This is a genomic window from Brevibacterium sp. JSBI002, from assembly GCF_026013965.1.
In the GTDB taxonomy this organism is placed as follows: Bacteria; Actinomycetota; Actinomycetes; order Actinomycetales; family Brevibacteriaceae; genus Brevibacterium.
Genome location: NZ_CP110341.1, coordinates 728,694 through 743,343 on the forward strand (window position 1 = coordinate 728,694; position 14,650 = coordinate 743,343).

The following is a 14,650-nucleotide window of genomic DNA, read 5'->3' on the forward strand; positions in this document are numbered from 1 at the left end:
GCCGGAGGCTACCCTAGCTGGCCGGGGTGGAGCACGCGGGAGAGGAAGTCCTTCGTCCGCTGCTCCTGCGGGTTGCCGATGACGTCCTTGGCAGGTCCGGCCTCGACGACGACTCCGCCGTCCATGAAGACGACGCGGTCGGCGACCTGACGGGCGAACTCCATCTCGTGGGTGACGACGACCATTGTCATTCCCGCCTCGGCGAGGTTGCGCATGACCTGGAGGACGTCACCGACGGTCTCCGGGTCCAGCGCCGAGGTGGGCTCGTCGAACAGCATGACGTCGGGGTCCATGCTCAGGGCCCGGGCGATCGCCACGCGCTGCTGCTGACCGCCGGAGAGCGAACCGGGCTTGGCCTCCATCTTCTCGGACAGCCCGACCTTCGCGAGGTTCGCCTCGGCGACCTTGTTGGCCTCGGCCTTCGATCGCTTGAGGACCTTCGTCTGCGCGATCGTGAGGTTCTCGCGCACGGTGAGATGGGCGAAGAGGTTGAAGGACTGGAAGACCATGCCGATGCGAGTGCGGGCGGCGTCGATGTCGAGATCGAGGTCGGTCATATCCATGCCGTCGACGACGATCGACCCGCCGGTGGGAGTCTCCAGGGTGTTGATGCATCGGAGCATCGTCGACTTGCCCGAACCCGAGGGCCCGATGACGCAGACGACCTCACCTTTGTCGACGTCGAGGTTGATGTCGGTGAGGACCTGGTTCGTGCCGAAGCTCTTCTGCAGGTTGCGGATCGCGATGATCGGGGTTGTGGTCGCGCGCGCCGAGGCGGTGGGGACATTCATCATTTCACTCCAGAATCTGCGGAACCGTATTTGCGCTCGAGGACCCGCGACAGGTACGACAGCGGGATCGTGATGATGAGGTAGCACAGCGCGATGACGATGAAGGGGGTGAGGTTGGCGGTGTTGACGATCTCGGCGCGGCCGAGCGCGGCGAGCTCACGGCCGTCGACGGAGGATCCGAGGATGTAGGCCAGCGATGAATCCTTGGTCAGCAGAATGAGCTCGTTCGTCAGCGGCGGCAGGATGATGCGCATCGCCTGCGGCAGGACAATCGTGAACATCGCACGCGATGATGACATACCCAGTGAGCGGGCGGCCTCGATCTGGCCTTTCGGCACGGCCTGGATACCGGCGCGGATCGTCTCCGCCATGTAGGCGGAGGACACGAGTCCGAGGGCGATCATGATGATGACGAGCTGCGGGAGGATGAAGCCGGGGAAGGCCACCGGCAGACCGAATCCCATCACGAGGAAGACGACGAGGGCGGGCAGCCCGCGGAAGAACTCGATGTAGATCGTCGCCAGCCAGCGGTAGACGCCGACCGAGGACAGGCGCATGAGGGCGACGACAAGAGCGATCGCCAGGCCGAGGGCGAAGCCGAGAACGGTGAAGACGACTGTGTTCTTCAGCGCTCCCGTGATGACTTCGGGGAACATGTCGGCGGCGATGTCGAAGCGCCCGAACGTGTCGATGAGCGTCGGCCAGTCGGCGACCAGCGCGACGATGATCGCGATGACGACGAGGATGGCGTATTGGATGCCGCGGGAGAGCTTCGCCTTCTGGCGTTTGCTCATCTTCGCTTTCGGGGTGGCAGTGGCGGTCGGGACGGCTGGGCCGGTCTGGCGGCCGTCCTCGTTCGCTGTGGGAACTGACATGGGTGTCCTTCGAAAAGCTGTGGCGGGGGTGTCCGCCGGGGGTGCGTGCCGTGAGTGTCGGTTGGGACTCCGGCAGGTCGGTCGAACTCAGCCGAACGGGCGGCCCGCTGCAACGACGAATTACAGCCGGCCGCCCATTCGCGGGTGATCACTTCGGTGCTTCTCCGAACCACTTCTTGTAGATCTTGTCGTACTCGCCGTTGTCCTTGATCTCCTTGATCGTGTCGTCGACGGCCTTCTTCATCTCGGTGTTGCCCTTCTTCATCGAGATGCCGTAGTGCTCGTCGGTCTTGATGTCGAAGCCGACGGCGAAGCCCTTGTTCTCGGTGTTGTAGTTGTAGAGCACGCCGTTGTCATTGATCACGGCGTCGACCTGACCGGTCTTGAGCGCTTCGAGCGAGAGCGGCAGATCCTCATAGGTGATGACCTCGGAGTCCTTGAAGTTCTCCGTGGCGTAGTCGAGGCCCGTGGTGCCGGACTGAGCTGCGATCTTGAAGCCCTTGAGTGCCTTCTCGTCCTTCGCGGTCTTATCGGCCTTCGTCAGGATCGCCTGGTTCGCATCGAAGTACGGCTCGGAGAAGTCCGTGGCCTCTTCGCGTTCAGGGGTGATCGTCGTCGCCGCTGCCGCGACGTCGCACTTGTTCTGGTTGAACTCCGCGCCCGAGGTGATCGTCTCGAACGAGGTGTTGATGATCTCCTGTTCGACACCGAGCTTCTTCGCCACGGCGTCGACGATGTCGACATCGAAGCCGACGACCTCGCCGTCCTTCTCGAACTGGAAGGGCTGGTAGGACAGATGGGTGCAGGTGGTGAGCTTGCCTTCTTCGACGATGGGCACCCCGCCCTCGGCGGTGGAATCGCCTCCGCCGCCGCAAGCGGACAGGGCGAGCATGGCGCCGACCGCCGCAATGGCCAGACTCGAGCGTCGTTTCATGGTTCCTCCAGGAGATCGGTGACAGGTGAGTCACGTACGCGGTCCGCTCTGACGTTGACGTCTGAGCAGTGTCTGTGAGGAATCCTACCGTGAACTGTGTCACACTTATGTCGCATCGATGATCGCCGAGGTGGTTGTGACGAAATCGTAGTCATTCCCGGTGATCGGGACGGCCGCTCGGCAGTCGACCGTGGACGCGAAAGGCCCGACCAACGAAAACGTTGGTCGGGCCCTGATTCAGGAATCTCAGCTCAGCTGATCCTCCATGTCGAGGTCAGAGGTGTCCTTGGCCAGCCACAGGGCGATGATCGTGACGATGGCTGCGGCGATGATGTAGAGGCCGCAGTAGAAGATCGACCCTCCTTCGGCCTGCCACAGAGCGACCATGGCGAACGGGGCAGGTCCGGCCCCGATGACGCTGGACATGTTGTAAGAGATCGCCGAACCCGTATAGCGGACATTGGCGGGGAAGAGCTCCGGCAGGTACGCGGCCATCGGTCCGAAAGTCAGCCCCATGAGGATGAAGCCGACGATGAGTCCGATGATGACTCCCGGGGTGCCGGCATTGAACAGGGCGTTGACGACGAGTCCGTAGGCGGCGATGAGCACGGTCACACCGAGCAGCATCTTCCGCCGACCCAGCTTCTCCGCCAGAGGGCCGGAGACGACGGTGAAGATGCCGAAGAAGACGACTCCGATGATGAGGTAGGTGAGGAACTCGTTCTTCGTGTACCCCAGCCCCGCGACGAAGCCTGCGGGGTCGAAGGGCTTCCCTGCCGCCTCGGCGGCGGTCTGGGCCTGCTCCGGGGTGGCCGGGGAGGTGCCGTAGGTGAGGGTGAACGCGGTCATGAAGTAGAAGATCACGTAGGTCGCGAGCATGATGAACGTGCCGAGGATGAGCGGCTTCCAGCTCGTGGCGAAGACCCGACCGAGCGGGGCCTTCGAGATCTGCTGCTTCTGAGCGACGAGCTGGAACGCCGGGGTCTCCATGAGCGACATGCGGACATAGAGGCCGACGGCGACGAGCAGGGCCGAGAGCAGGAATGGGATGCGCCAGCCCCAGGCGAGGAATGCCTCGGGGGAGGTCCAGGTGCCGAGGGCGACGAAGAGCAGGTTCGCGATGATGAAGCCGACGGGGGCGCCGAGCTGAGGGAACGTGCCCCAGATGGCGCGCTTGCCCTTCGGGGCATTCTCGGTGGCCAGCAGGGCCGCGCCCGACCATTCGCCGCCGAGGCCGACACCCTGGCAGAAGCGCAGAAGGACGAGGAACAGCGGCGCGAGGACGACCCAGCCCGGGGTGCTGGCGGTCGGCAGCAGGCCGATGAGGAAGGTGCCGATGCCCATGATGAGCAGGGAGGCGATCAGCGTCTTCTTTCGGCCGATGCGGTCACCGAAGTGGCCGAAGATGATCGAGCCGAGAGGGCGGGCGACGAAGGCGACGCCGAAGATCGCGAACGAGCTCAGCAGCTGAGTCGTCGATGTCTGGTTGGGGAAGAAGAGGGCTGGGAAGACCAGCGAGGAGGCCGTGGCGTAGGCGTAGAAATCGAAGAATTCGATCGTGGTGCCGACCATCGAGGCGGTCAGGACCTTGCCGCGGGTGTTGTTCTTGCGAGTCGCTGCGATTGCGTCGTCATCGACTCCGGGTGCCGAAGAGGGATTCTCCGGCTGTGTTTCGGTGGACATGGTGGTGGTGCTCCGCTGTTTCGTGAGTGCAGGCACGGGCGGGTGGTCCGTGCCAATGGAAAAGGCCGTCGGCGCTGTGTCTGGCACAGCGTCGACGGCGACGAGTCGACATTACGCTCGTCTCACAGAACGTGATTTCCGAGTCTCACTAATTGGGATTACTAGGTGGTCGAAGTGTTCTGGACAACTCGGACGGGCGGTCAGTCCGCGACGGTGACCTCGGTGATCGTCACCTTCTCCTTGGGTGAGCCGTCGCCGGCACCGGAGTCCGTGCCCTTGGCAGCGAGATCCGCGACGGTCTTCGTGCTCTTCTCATCCAGCTGTCCGAACACGGTGTAGTCGGGCGGCAGCGAGCTGTCGTCGTAGACGACGAAGAACTGGGAGCCGTTCGTATCCGGGCCGGAGTTCGCCATGGCCAGAGTGCCGGCCGGGTAGGTCTCGGAGCCGTCGAGCTCATCGGCGAACGAGTAGCCCGGACCGCCGGAACCGGTGCCTGTGGGGTCGCCGCACTGGAGGACGTAGATGCCTTCGGTGGTCAGGCGGTGGCATTCGGTGTCGTCGAAGTACTTCTGCGCGGCCAGCGACAGGAAGCTGTTGACGGTGCAGGGAGCGCGGTCGGCATCGAGAGTCACCGCGAGGTCCCCAGCGTTCGTTGCGATGGTGGCGTCGACAGTGCCCTTCGCCTCCGGTTCCTCTGCCGGTGCTTCGACGTCCTTGGCGCCCGCCTGCGAATCGGCGGGGTACGAGCAGGCGCCCGCTGCGGTTGATGAGTCGGATTCGGCTGCGGAGCTGCCGCCGGAATCACCCTCGGAATCAGACGATCCGCATCCGCTCAGCAGCAGAAGAACGAGGACGGCGAAGGCAGCGAGGGTCAGCACAACGGCTGACTGCGGACGACGGTTCAGGGCATGAGAGCGACTCTGCGCGAGGTGATCCATGCGTTCATCGTATCGGCACCGTCGTCGAGACACGGGCGCGGCGTCGAGACACGGGCGTGCACACGCGCTTTTCGACACGCAGCCCGTTTCTCGGCGCGGCCGAGACTCAGGTCTCGACGGAGGTGCGGGTGCTCGGGTCGGGGGAGCCGCCTCGGCGAAGGAAGATCGCAATGGAGATGACGATGAGCCCGGACACGCACAGGCCCACGCCCACCCACGCCGGTGCTCGGTAGCCGAGGCCGGCGGTGATGACGATTCCGCCGAGCCACGCGCCGAGCGCATTGGCGAGGTTGAAGGCGGCGTGGTTCATGGCCGCGGACAGGCTCGGGGCGTCATGGGATTCGCGGAACAGACGCATCTGCAGGGCCGTGGTGATCATGGACCCGGAGATGCCGATGAGGAAGAGGGCGATGATCGCAATGGCCGCAATGTGGGTGAAGGCACCGAACGCGGCGAGCACGAGAGCCGAGAGGATCATGCCGCCCGTGGCCGAGCGTTCGATGGACTTGTCGACCAGGGGTCCTGCAATCAGCGATCCGGCGGTCATGCCCAGGCCGTAGACGGCGAGCACCCACGGGATCGCGACGCCGGGGACGCCGGCGACGTCCGTCATCGTCGGGGTGATATAGGTGTAGACGGCGAACATGCCGCCGAAGCCGACGGAGCCCGCGACGAGGGTGAGGATGATCTGGACGCGGCCGAGCGCCTTGATCTCGCCTCGGGCCGAGGGAACCTCACCGGCTCCGACACTGACGCGCGGCACGGCGATGGCGACCATGAGGACAGTGAGCACTCCGAGGGCGGCGACGAGGGCGTAGGCGCTGCGCCAGCCGAACATATTGCCGAGGGCTGCGGCGAAGGGCACGCCGAAGATGTTCGCGATCGTCAGTCCGAGCATCACCCGCGACATGGCCCGGCCGCGGCGATTGGCCGGGACGAGGGAGGCGGCGACGACGGCTCCGATACCGAGATAAGCTCCGTGCGGCAGGCCGGAGACGAAGCGTGCGATGTTGAACAGTCCGGCCGTCGGGGCGAGCATCGAGGCGAGGTTGCCCAGGGCGAAGAGGCCCATCAGGCACAGGAGCAGCAGCTTGCGATCCATGTGTGCTGCGACGGTGGTGATCAGGGGTGCGCCGACGACGACGCCGATGGCGTAGAACGACACCGCATGCCCGGCTTGGGGGACTGTTATGCCCAGCTCCTCGGCGATCATCGGCAGCAGGCCCATGGTCGCGAATTCGGTCACCCCGATGGCGAAGGCGCCGATCGCCAAGGCGAAGACAGCGAACTTGTAGACTCCGCGGGAGACCGGGGCATCACTCATGGGGCTCCTTCAGGGCAGGCTGGATCGGGGAGGCAACCGCACCAGCCTATTGTCCATCAGCGCTGCCCGGTAGTCCTGAGGACGCATTGTGACGATTCGAACAGCCTCACTCGGCGTTCTCCTCCGCCTCGTATTCGGCCAGGGCTCGAGAGGCGACGGAGAAGGCGGTGTTCGCGCTCGGCACGGAGCAGTAGATCGCCGACTGGAGGAGAACCTCCTTGATCTCGTCGCGGGTGAGTCCTTTGCGCAGCGCGGCCTTGACGTGCATGGCGAGTTCCGCTTCGTGGCCTCCGGCGATCATCGCCGTGAGCGTGATCGCCGAGCGCATGCGACGTTCGAGCCCGGGCCGGGTCCAGATCTCGCCCCACGCATAGCGGGTGATGAGGTCCTGGAAGTCGCTCGTGAAGTCGTCGACCTTCGCATTCGCGCGGTCGACATGGGCATCGGAAAGCACCTGCCGCCGCACAGTCATTCCGGCTTCACGGACCTCGTCGCGGCTGGCCTCTCGCGGACCGGAGGCTGTGGGCAGGTCGGCCGGCGAATCGCCCGCGCAGTCGCGCCCGCACCCCCGGTGCCGCCGGCCCCTGCGCCGAGGCCCTTGCCCTGCAGGAAGTCAGCGAGAAGTCCAGCCGTGACAGTCGGAGCCTCGGCCGGGACGAGATGGGCGGCACCGTCGATGACCTCGAGCAGCGCCCCGGGAACCCCGTTTGCGATCTCGGCGAGCTTCGTCGCCGGAGTCGGCTGGTCCTGAGAGCCCGCGACAGCGAGCAGCGGACGTGCGATCTCGGGGAGTCGTGCGCGGACATCGAAGTCGGCCAGGGCATAGCAGAGAGCGGCATAGGAGAAACGGTCGGCGTCCTGCAGCGAGTGCAGGAGTGCGGCCGAGGCCTCCGGCTCCCGGTCCATGAACCCTTCACCGAACCAGCGCTGGGCCGAACCGATGACCTGAGTCGGGGTGCCCGAGGTCGCCACCGTCTGGGCGCGTTCCTCCCAGGCCGAGGCCTCACCGATCTTCGCGCCCGTGCAGAAGACAGCGATACGGCCGAAGCGGTCGCCGTGGTCGAGTGCCAGCTGCAGGGCCGTTGCTCCGCCGATCGAATCTCCGGCGAGATCGACGGGAGCGCCGGGGGCGGCCACATCGGGAAGGACCCGGTCCAGGGTGCCCAGGACCGCCTCGGCGAGGTCGGACATCGTCATCCTCGGGGCCATGGACGTCCCCGCGGGGACATCGATCGGTGCCGAACGACCGTGACCCGGCAGGTCGATGCCGATGACCGTCGTCTCCGGGCTGAGCGCGGTCAGTTCGGTGGCGGCCTGCTGCCATAGGGCTGCCACGGAGGTGCCCAGCGAAGGCAGGACGACGAGCACTCGGGCATCGGCGACAGGGGAAGCGGGTGCGGCAAGAACGGATGCGGTGAGGTCCATGGATGTCACTTTCTTCGGTCGGTTCACAAGTCGAAAAAACGGGTCTCAGTCGAAGGACGGCAGGTCGATCTCCTGCGGTCCGGTACTGTCGATGGTCGCGAGGATGGTGCGGCGGATGTCCTCGGCCTCACCGAGGTAGGACTCGGGGGTGAAGAATTCCTCGATTCCATCCTCGTCGCCGATCTCCGCGCGAAGCGCTGCGACGGGGTCGGATCCGGGGGCGATGATGGCTGCGCGGGTGTCTTTGTCGATCCGATCGCCGAAGACGATGCCGAGCTTCTCCCCATAGATCCCAGGGGAGGCGGCCTCGAGGTTCGCGCGCATGGCCTCGGCGTTGACCCGCAGGCCCGCAATCATCTCGTCGAGCATGATCAGCGAGGAGATCGCCAGGGTCATGAGCTCGGACAGGGCCGGCCATTCGGCATGCCAAGCGCCGTCGGAGCGTTCTTCGATGGCTTCGGCGGCGGCCGTGGTCAGCGTCGACAGCGATCCAGGCACGCGCATCCCGTTGCGGTGGAGCAGCACCGCCGAGGTGGGATTCGACTTGTGCGGCATCGTCGAGGATCCGCCGGTCGACGTCAGGGACAGCTCACCGATCTCGGGGCGCACGCCGATGAGGACGTCGCGCGCGATGGAAGCCCCGACTGTGACGCATTGGGCCAGGTGGGAGCCCCAGGAGAGGATGCGGACGCGGTCGGTGTGCCAGGGCACCGGGATCTGTGTGAGTGCGGCATCGGGACCGACCATCTGCATGTGGAATTCGCGCAGCAGGGAGTCGGTGGTCTCTCCCGCGAACCAGCGGATCGCGGCACGGGTGCCAGCGGCCCCGCCGACCTGCACATAGTCGACGTATGGTGCCTGGCCTTGGACTTCATTGACCTCCGCGGCCCACGCCGCGGCTTTGAGGCCGAAGGTCGTCGGCAACGCCGGCTGAGTCAGCGTGCGGGCCAGGCACAGGGTCGTCGCATGAGCGTCGGAGAGTTCGACGAGGGAGGCGCCGATGACTTCGAGCCTGGCCTGCATCTGCCGTACGACGCGGGAGACGAGCAGACCGATCGCTGTATCGATGACGTCTTGGCTGGTCAGCCCCCGGTGCAGGCATCGCGCGGCGTCGGGGGAGAGTCGGGAGCGGACGAGCGCGAGGAACGGGATAAGCGGGTTGCCGCCGGCCTCGGCGGCCTCACCCAAGGACTCGAGCTCGGTGTGATCGTCCGTGAGCGTGCGGATCGTGGCATCGATGGCGGCGGCCACCTCGGCGCGGATCTCCGACGACACCAACCCCACCCGTCCCTGCGCGACGATCCAAGCGGTCTCGACTTGGCCGATCGCGGTGATGAACGCGGCGTCGTCGATGGCTTCGGATCCGCGCAGATCGCCAGGGGCGAAGAGGAACCGGGTGTGGGCGGTGTCGGTCATGTCGCTTCAGTCCTCGTGGCTGGGGAATCGGAGGAAGGGGGTTTCCTCCTCACCCTGCAACCGTATGTCGAAGTGCAGCGATCCGTCAGCCCCTCGAGTGGCGATGAGGCGGGTGCGCTCGTTTTCGTCGAGTGAGGACAGGAGCCGGTCGGCGGCCAGGACCGCGGTGTCCTCGGGCAGATAGATGCGGGTGAAGAGGCGATTGAGCAGCCCGCGGGCGAAGATGACGACGCTGATGAAGGGTGCCTTGCCCGCCTCGGTGGGGCCGGGGTTGACCGTGGAGAAGCTGAACTCGCCTTCCGGGTCGACGGCGGCGCGGCCGAAGCCGGTGAAGGTGAAGCCGTTGCGGCGAAGCGAGCCTGTCTCGCGGGGGACGACGCCGTGCTCATCGGGCTGCCAGATCTCGAGGATGGCATCGGGGACCGGGTCGCCGGCTCCGTCATAGACGGTTCCCGTCAGCTGCACGGCGCGAGCCGAGCCGGGCGGGACGAGCTCATTGTCGTGCTCGAAGGGCAGCGCATAGCCGTAGAACGGGCCGACGGTCTGGCCCGGGGTCGGCGTGAGATCAGGGGTCGTGGGGGTGTCAGTCATCGTCCTCTTCTTCCATCCAGGTCCGGTTGGCGCCGGTGAGCACGATGTCCCAGTTGTAGCCCATGAGGAATTCGTGCTCGGTGATGTTGTGGTCATAGGTCGCCACGAGGCGGTCGCGGGCCCTTTGATCGGTGATCGACTGGTAGATCGGGTCGAGGGCGAAGAGCGGATCCCCGGGGAAGTACATCTGGGTGATCATCCGCTGTGTGAACTCGGACCCGAAGAGCGAGAAGTGGATGTGGGCCGGTCGCCAGGCGTTGTGGTGGTTCTTCCACGGGTAGGGGCCCGGTTTGATCGTCGTGAACGAGTAGGAGCCGTCGTCGCCGGTCAGGGTGCGGCCGACGCCGGTGAAGTTCGGGTCGATCGGGGCCGGGTGCTGGTCGCGCTTGTGGATATAGCGTCCGGCCGAGTTCGCCTGCCAGATCTCGACGAGCTGGTTGCGCACGGGGCGTCCTTCGCCGTCGAGGACACGACCGGTGACGCGGATGCGCTCGCCGATGGGTTCGCCATCGGCCTGGATGGTCAGATCCGATTCGAGGGTGCCGATGTCCCGGTGTCCGAAGGCGGGGGAGAAGAGCTCGATCGTCTCGGGGTCGGTGTGGCGGGGGTCTTTCGTCGGATGACGCAAGATCGACGACCGGTAGGGCCGGTAGTCCAGGCGCGGCTGAGTCTCGGGCTTCCTGCCGCCCGCGACGTCCTGCTCGTACTGCGCTTCGATGCCGTCGATCTCGGCAGACAGCGTCGCCTGGGACTCGGCTGCGTCGTCGGGGCCTTTCACTGGCTGATCGTCGGTGTCCGAGCTCTGCTGTGGACTCATCGTCGAACCTTTCTTCGTCTCTTCGTCGGTTGACATCGTGGTGGGGTCGGTGGGGGTACGGCTCAGCCGTGCGGCCAGCCGGTGTAGCACTCGGCGAGGTAGCGGCGACCGTGGTCGGATTCGAGGATGGACCGGAGCTCGCCGAGGCTGCGCTTCGTTTCGAAGGCATCCTGAGTCGGGTCGGTATGGAGCATCCGTGTCATCTGGTACGAGAAGTTCTGAGCCTTCCACACGCGTTTGGTCGCGGTCTGCGAATAGCCGGCCAGCGCCTCGGCGTCGGAATCCTTGAGCGCCGAGATGAGGGCCGGGGCGAGCACCGCGACGTCGGCGAAGGCGAGGTTGAGGCCCTTCGCTCCGGTCGGTGGGACGGTGTGGGCGCTGTCGCCGGCGAGGAACATCGAACCGTGCTGCATCGGCTCGGTCACGGCCGAGCGGAAGGGGAGTACGGTCTTGTCGAAGATCGGCCCGGTCTTGAGTTCGAAGCCGTCGGGGCCGTCGACGCGGGCCTGGAGTTCGGTCCAGATCCGATCGTCGGACCATTCGGCCACGTCGGTGTCGGGGGAGGCCTGGAAGTACATGCGCTGGACATTGTCGGAGCGCTGGGAGATGAGTGCGAAGCCGCGTTCGGAGCGGGAGTAGATGAGGACTTCGTGGCTGGGCGGGGCTTCGCAGAGGATGCCGAACCAAGCGAACGGGTACTCGTGGAAGAAACGCTGCCGGGTGCCGTCGGGGATCATCGAGCGGCATGGTCCGCGGGAGCCGTCGGCGCCGACGACGTAGCGGGCGTCGATGCGCAGCTCGTCGCCGTCGGAGGTGGTGGAGGTGACCCACGGGCGTTCGGTCTCGATATCGCCGAGGCGGGTGTCCGTGACCGAGTAATAGGTGGGGCGGCCGGTCCGTTTGCGGGCGGCGGAGAGGTCGACGAAGATCTCGTTCTGGGGGTAGAGCCAGACGGATTCGCCGACGAGCTCGGGGAAGTCGAAGTGGTTCGAGGCGCCGTTGACTCGGATGTCGATGCCGTCGTGGCGGTGCCCGTCTGTGTGGATGCGGGATTCGACGCCTGCGGCCTCGAGCATGCGCACCGATCCTGCTTCGAGGATGCCGGCGCGGTGGGTGTGGGCGATGTCGTCGCGGCTGCGATTGTCGATGACGACGGACTCGATGCCTGCATTGTGCAGCAGGTGCGCGAGCATGAGTCCCGCTGGTCCGGCTCCGACGATCGCGACGTCTGTCTGAAGTTGTGCCACCTTGGCCTCCTTGCCTTCTCTCTTCTCATCAGTGTGCTCCCAGTCACGGACGTGAGGCGACGACGTTCTCAATGAATGGGAGATATGCGGTGCTGGCGGTGCTCCCGCGGCTCTCCTCGTCGCTCCTGGTTGACTCGCTTCTGATTGTTGAGCAAAATGGACGGTTGTTGTGTTCGTCCGCGAACCTGCCGTGAACAGAAAGCAGCTCTATGATCATCACCGGACTCATCGTCGGCCTCGTCCTCGGATTCGTCTTCCAGCGAGGACGTTTCTGCGTGACCGGCGCCTTCCGCGACCTCACGCTGACGGGGAACACGCGCTGGTTCTCCGCACTCATCGTGCTCATCGCCGTGCATTCCATCGGCCTGTTCCTGCTCAACAGCTTCGGAGTCATCACCCTCGAGGCGACGCCGTTCCCATGGCTGGCCTCAATCGTCGGCGGACTGATCTTCGGCTGGGCCATGGTCTACGCCGGCGGCTGCGCGACGGGCACCTACTACCGTGCCGGTGAGGGACTCGTCGGCAGCTGGTTCGCCCTCATCTTCTACGCGCTCTTCTCCGCTGTCATGAAGCTCGGCCCGCTCGCCGGCTTCACCGAGGGCATCCGCGGGATCACGCTCGACAACGGCAGCCTGCAGGCGAGCACCGGCATCAGCCCCTGGGTCTTCGTCGCCATCATCTCTGCAGTGGCGATCTGGCTGACCGTCCACCACGCTCGCAAGCTCAAGACCCCGATGGCCACCCTGCCCCCGCGCAAGACCGGCCTGGCACATCTGCTCACCGAGAAGCGCTGGAACCCCTTCGCCACAGCCGTGGTCATCGGCATCATCGCCACGATCGCCTGGCCGCTCTCCGCTGCCACGGGCCGCAACTCGGGTCTGGGCATCACCACCCCCTCGGCGAACCTCGTCGGATACCTCACCAACGGTGACACGCGGCTCATCGACTGGGGCGTCATGCTCGTCATCGGCATCCTCGTCGGCTCCTTCATCGCAGCCAAGGCCTCCGGTGAGTTCCGGGTCCGCGTGCCGGACAAGGGCACGATCATCAAGTCGATCATCGGCGGTATCGGCATGGGCGTCGGCGCGGCCATCGCCGGCGGCTGCACCGTCGGCAACGCGATGGTCTCGACCGCACAGTTCGAATACCAGGGCTGGGTGTCGACGGTCTTCATGATCGTCGGCGCCGGAATCGCAGCGAAGGTCTCCATCAAACCGAAGAAGTCGCAGGCCGCAGCGCCCGCGGCGGAAAGCAGGACAGTATGAAGCAAGTACTCGAAACCGACGGCCAGGTCTGCCCCTTCCCCCTCGTGGAAGCCAAGGACGCGATGACCGGTCTGGAAGCCGGTGACGAACTCGTCATCAACTTCGACTGCACCCAGGCCACCGAGGCGATCCCGCAGTGGGCCGCCGAGAACGGCTACCCCGTCACCCACTTCGACCGGGTCACCGACGCCAGCTGGACCATCACCGTCCAGAAGGCCTGAATCGCAGGAGACACCAACCACATCGGCCGGCGCAGCTGCAAAGCTGCGCCGGCCGATGCGCAATGTCAGTGCCGATGTCTAGACTCAAGACATGAAGATCACGGTTCTCGAAGGCGATATCACCGAGGTGGCCGTCGACGCGATCGTCAACGCCGCGAATTCCTCCCTGCTCGGTGGCGGCGGGGTCGACGGAGCCATCCACCGCGCGGCAGGTCCCGCGCTGCTCGAAGCCTGTCGCGAGGTCAGGCAGACCACCCATGTGCGCGGTCTGCCGCCGGGCCAGGCCGTGGCCACCTCTGCGGGGGAGCTGCCTGCCCGCTGGGTCATCCACACGGTCGGCCCGAATCGGACCGCGGGCGAGGCCGATCCTGAGATCCTCGAGTCCTGCTTCGAGTCGAGCCTCAACCTCGCCGAGGAGCTCGACGCGACCTCGATCGCGTTCCCTGCCATCGGCGGCGGAGTCTACGGCTGGTCGCCCAGAGATGTCGCCGAGGCGGCTCATTCCGTCATCGTCGACGGACGGTCCCGCGGACGCTGGGAATCGATCGACGAGGTGCAGTTCGTTCTCTTCAGCGATCAGATGACCAGCGTGTTCTGCCAGGTCTTCGACCACGATCAGTGGTGATGCGATGAAGGTCAACAGGGTCATTCCTGACATCGCGGTCGACGACCTCGACGCCGCGCGGGAGTTCTATGCGGGCGAACGAGGAATGGGGAGTACGGCGGTTCTTCGTCCGCGCACCCGACGGCAACGTGTTCAATATCGTCGCGCACCCGGACTGAACCCACGCTGGGCAGTCTTCACGCTGCCCTGTGCCGCACTCTGTGCACGACCGCCAGCGCCAGTGCGCTGACGGCACACCCGGCGGCGATGAGCAGCGGGATCCCGGAGACGATGGCCTCGACGACATATTCGGGGCCGGTCTGCAGAACCGGACCGACGACCTTGACGAGGAGGAAACCGAGGACGCCGATGAAGAGGAACAGTGCCGCCCTCTTGCCGAGGACCACCGCCAAGGGCTTCGGATATAGATTGGTCTGTGTCGTGCTCATGGTCGATCACCTGATGTTTTCGTCCACGGTCCAAACCATTTGGGCTGTGCCTGCCACGTTACACCTGCAA

General features: G+C 65.6%; 16 protein-coding genes. 3 read left to right on the forward strand and 13 right to left on the reverse strand.

The genetic code is table 11. The features are described 5' to 3' along the window. Nucleotides 1-8: 8 nt before the first annotated feature. The 12 genes from LJ362_RS03130 to LJ362_RS03185 form a co-directional block, all read right to left on the reverse strand. Nucleotides 9-791: an amino acid ABC transporter ATP-binding protein gene (locus LJ362_RS03130; RefSeq protein WP_413774241.1), complete on the reverse strand. Its 783-nt coding sequence runs from the start codon at nt 789-791 to the stop codon at nt 9-11. Next, complete coding sequence (locus tag LJ362_RS03135; protein ID WP_167200663.1) at nt 791-1,585, reverse strand: amino acid ABC transporter permease; 795 nt, start codon at nt 1,583-1,585, stop codon at nt 791-793. The genes LJ362_RS03130 and LJ362_RS03135 overlap by 1 nt, the downstream gene beginning before the upstream one ends. Before the next feature lie 229 nt (nt 1,586-1,814). Next, nucleotides 1,815-2,600, reverse strand: a complete 786-nt coding sequence (locus LJ362_RS03140) for a basic amino acid ABC transporter substrate-binding protein (RefSeq protein ID WP_264800714.1) — start codon at nt 2,598-2,600, stop codon at nt 1,815-1,817. Between the two features lie 246 nt (nt 2,601-2,846). Further along, nucleotides 2,847-4,283 carry an MFS transporter gene (locus LJ362_RS03145; RefSeq protein WP_413774224.1) on the reverse strand — a complete coding sequence of 479 codons (1,437 nt, stop codon included), beginning with the start codon at nt 4,281-4,283 and terminating at the stop codon, nt 2,847-2,849. A gap of 200 nt (nt 4,284-4,483) precedes the next feature. Beyond that, a complete protein-coding gene (locus tag LJ362_RS03150) occupies nt 4,484-5,221 on the reverse strand; it encodes a peptidylprolyl isomerase (protein ID WP_264800715.1) in 738 nt (245 codons plus the stop codon). Nucleotides 5,222-5,327: 106 nt separating this feature from the next. Further along, complete coding sequence (locus LJ362_RS03155; protein ID WP_264800716.1) at nt 5,328-6,545, reverse strand: MFS transporter; 1,218 nt, start codon at nt 6,543-6,545, stop codon at nt 5,328-5,330. 106 nt (nt 6,546-6,651) lie between these two features. Next, nucleotides 6,652-7,074 (reverse strand): 4-carboxymuconolactone decarboxylase, encoded by a 423-nt coding sequence (gene pcaC, locus LJ362_RS03160; protein ID WP_264801764.1) that lies wholly within the window; start codon nt 7,072-7,074, stop codon nt 6,652-6,654. Further along, nucleotides 7,014-7,970, reverse strand: a complete 957-nt coding sequence (locus LJ362_RS03165) for an alpha/beta fold hydrolase (RefSeq protein ID WP_264800717.1) — start codon at nt 7,968-7,970, stop codon at nt 7,014-7,016. The genes pcaC and LJ362_RS03165 overlap by 61 nt, the downstream gene beginning before the upstream one ends. Before the next feature lie 45 nt (nt 7,971-8,015). After that, the gene (locus LJ362_RS03170; protein ID WP_264800718.1) at nt 8,016-9,386 is read right to left on the reverse strand and encodes a lyase family protein; all 1,371 of its coding nucleotides are present in this window, start codon (nt 9,384-9,386) and stop codon (nt 8,016-8,018) included. Between the two features lie 6 nt (nt 9,387-9,392). Beyond that, nucleotides 9,393-9,977: a protocatechuate 3,4-dioxygenase subunit alpha gene (gene pcaG / locus LJ362_RS03175; protein ID WP_264800719.1), complete on the reverse strand. Its 585-nt coding sequence runs from the start codon at nt 9,975-9,977 to the stop codon at nt 9,393-9,395. Continuing rightward, the gene (gene pcaH, locus LJ362_RS03180; protein ID WP_264800720.1) at nt 9,970-10,794 is read right to left on the reverse strand and encodes a protocatechuate 3,4-dioxygenase subunit beta; all 825 of its coding nucleotides are present in this window, start codon (nt 10,792-10,794) and stop codon (nt 9,970-9,972) included. Before pcaH ends, pcaG begins: the two co-directional genes overlap by 8 nt. Before the next feature lie 62 nt (nt 10,795-10,856). Further along, complete coding sequence (locus tag LJ362_RS03185) at nt 10,857-12,041, reverse strand: 4-hydroxybenzoate 3-monooxygenase (RefSeq protein ID WP_264800721.1); 1,185 nt, start codon at nt 12,039-12,041, stop codon at nt 10,857-10,859. Between the two features lie 209 nt (nt 12,042-12,250). On the opposite strand from LJ362_RS03185, the gene LJ362_RS03190 reads away from it, so the two are divergent. From LJ362_RS03190 to LJ362_RS03200, 3 genes are all read left to right on the forward strand, one after another. Further along, on the forward strand, nt 12,251-13,306 hold the full coding sequence (locus tag LJ362_RS03190; protein ID WP_264800723.1) for a YeeE/YedE family protein: 1,056 nt from the start codon (nt 12,251-12,253) through the stop codon (nt 13,304-13,306). Further along, complete coding sequence (locus LJ362_RS03195) at nt 13,303-13,527, forward strand: sulfurtransferase TusA family protein (RefSeq protein WP_039207979.1); 225 nt, start codon at nt 13,303-13,305, stop codon at nt 13,525-13,527. The genes LJ362_RS03190 and LJ362_RS03195 overlap by 4 nt, the downstream gene beginning before the upstream one ends. A gap of 91 nt (nt 13,528-13,618) precedes the next feature. Continuing rightward, the gene (locus LJ362_RS03200; RefSeq protein ID WP_264800724.1) at nt 13,619-14,152 is read left to right on the forward strand and encodes an O-acetyl-ADP-ribose deacetylase; all 534 of its coding nucleotides are present in this window, start codon (nt 13,619-13,621) and stop codon (nt 14,150-14,152) included. Between the two features lie 176 nt (nt 14,153-14,328). On the opposite strand, the gene LJ362_RS03205 is transcribed toward LJ362_RS03200, so the two are convergent. Further along, nucleotides 14,329-14,580: a hypothetical protein gene (locus tag LJ362_RS03205; RefSeq protein ID WP_264800725.1), complete on the reverse strand. Its 252-nt coding sequence runs from the start codon at nt 14,578-14,580 to the stop codon at nt 14,329-14,331. Nucleotides 14,581-14,650: the final 70 nt, after the last annotated feature.

What these genes read in the sequence shown, in the direction of transcription:
- LJ362_RS03140 (WP_264800714.1), bottom strand. Translation starts at nt 2,600, where the DNA reads ATGAAACGACGCTCGAGTCTGGCCATTGCGGCGGTCGGCGCCATGCTC.
- LJ362_RS03195 (WP_039207979.1), top strand. Translation starts at nt 13,303, where the DNA reads ATGAAGCAAGTACTCGAAACCGACGGCCAGGTCTGCCCCTTCCCCCTC.
- LJ362_RS03200 (WP_264800724.1), top strand. Translation starts at nt 13,619, where the DNA reads ATGAAGATCACGGTTCTCGAAGGCGATATCACCGAGGTGGCCGTCGAC.
- pcaH (WP_264800720.1), bottom strand. Translation starts at nt 10,794, where the DNA reads ATGAGTCCACAGCAGAGCTCGGACACCGACGATCAGCCAGTGAAAGGC.
- LJ362_RS03135 (WP_167200663.1), bottom strand. Translation starts at nt 1,585, where the DNA reads ATGAGCAAACGCCAGAAGGCGAAGCTCTCCCGCGGCATCCAATACGCC.
- LJ362_RS03130 (WP_413774241.1), bottom strand. Translation starts at nt 791, where the DNA reads ATGAATGTCCCCACCGCCTCGGCGCGCGCGACCACAACCCCGATCATC.
- pcaG (WP_264800719.1), bottom strand. Translation starts at nt 9,977, where the DNA reads ATGACTGACACCCCCACGACCCCTGATCTCACGCCGACCCCGGGCCAG.
- LJ362_RS03145 (WP_413774224.1), bottom strand. Translation starts at nt 4,283, where the DNA reads ATGTCCACCGAAACACAGCCGGAGAATCCCTCTTCGGCACCCGGAGTC.
- LJ362_RS03155 (WP_264800716.1), bottom strand. Translation starts at nt 6,545, where the DNA reads ATGAGTGATGCCCCGGTCTCCCGCGGAGTCTACAAGTTCGCTGTCTTC.
- LJ362_RS03170 (WP_264800718.1), bottom strand. Translation starts at nt 9,386, where the DNA reads ATGACCGACACCGCCCACACCCGGTTCCTCTTCGCCCCTGGCGATCTG.
- LJ362_RS03150 (WP_264800715.1), bottom strand. Translation starts at nt 5,221, where the DNA reads ATGGATCACCTCGCGCAGAGTCGCTCTCATGCCCTGAACCGTCGTCCG.
- LJ362_RS03165 (WP_264800717.1), bottom strand. Translation starts at nt 7,970, where the DNA reads ATGGACCTCACCGCATCCGTTCTTGCCGCACCCGCTTCCCCTGTCGCC.
- LJ362_RS03205 (WP_264800725.1), bottom strand. Translation starts at nt 14,580, where the DNA reads ATGAGCACGACACAGACCAATCTATATCCGAAGCCCTTGGCGGTGGTC.
- LJ362_RS03190 (WP_264800723.1), top strand. Translation starts at nt 12,251, where the DNA reads ATGATCATCACCGGACTCATCGTCGGCCTCGTCCTCGGATTCGTCTTC.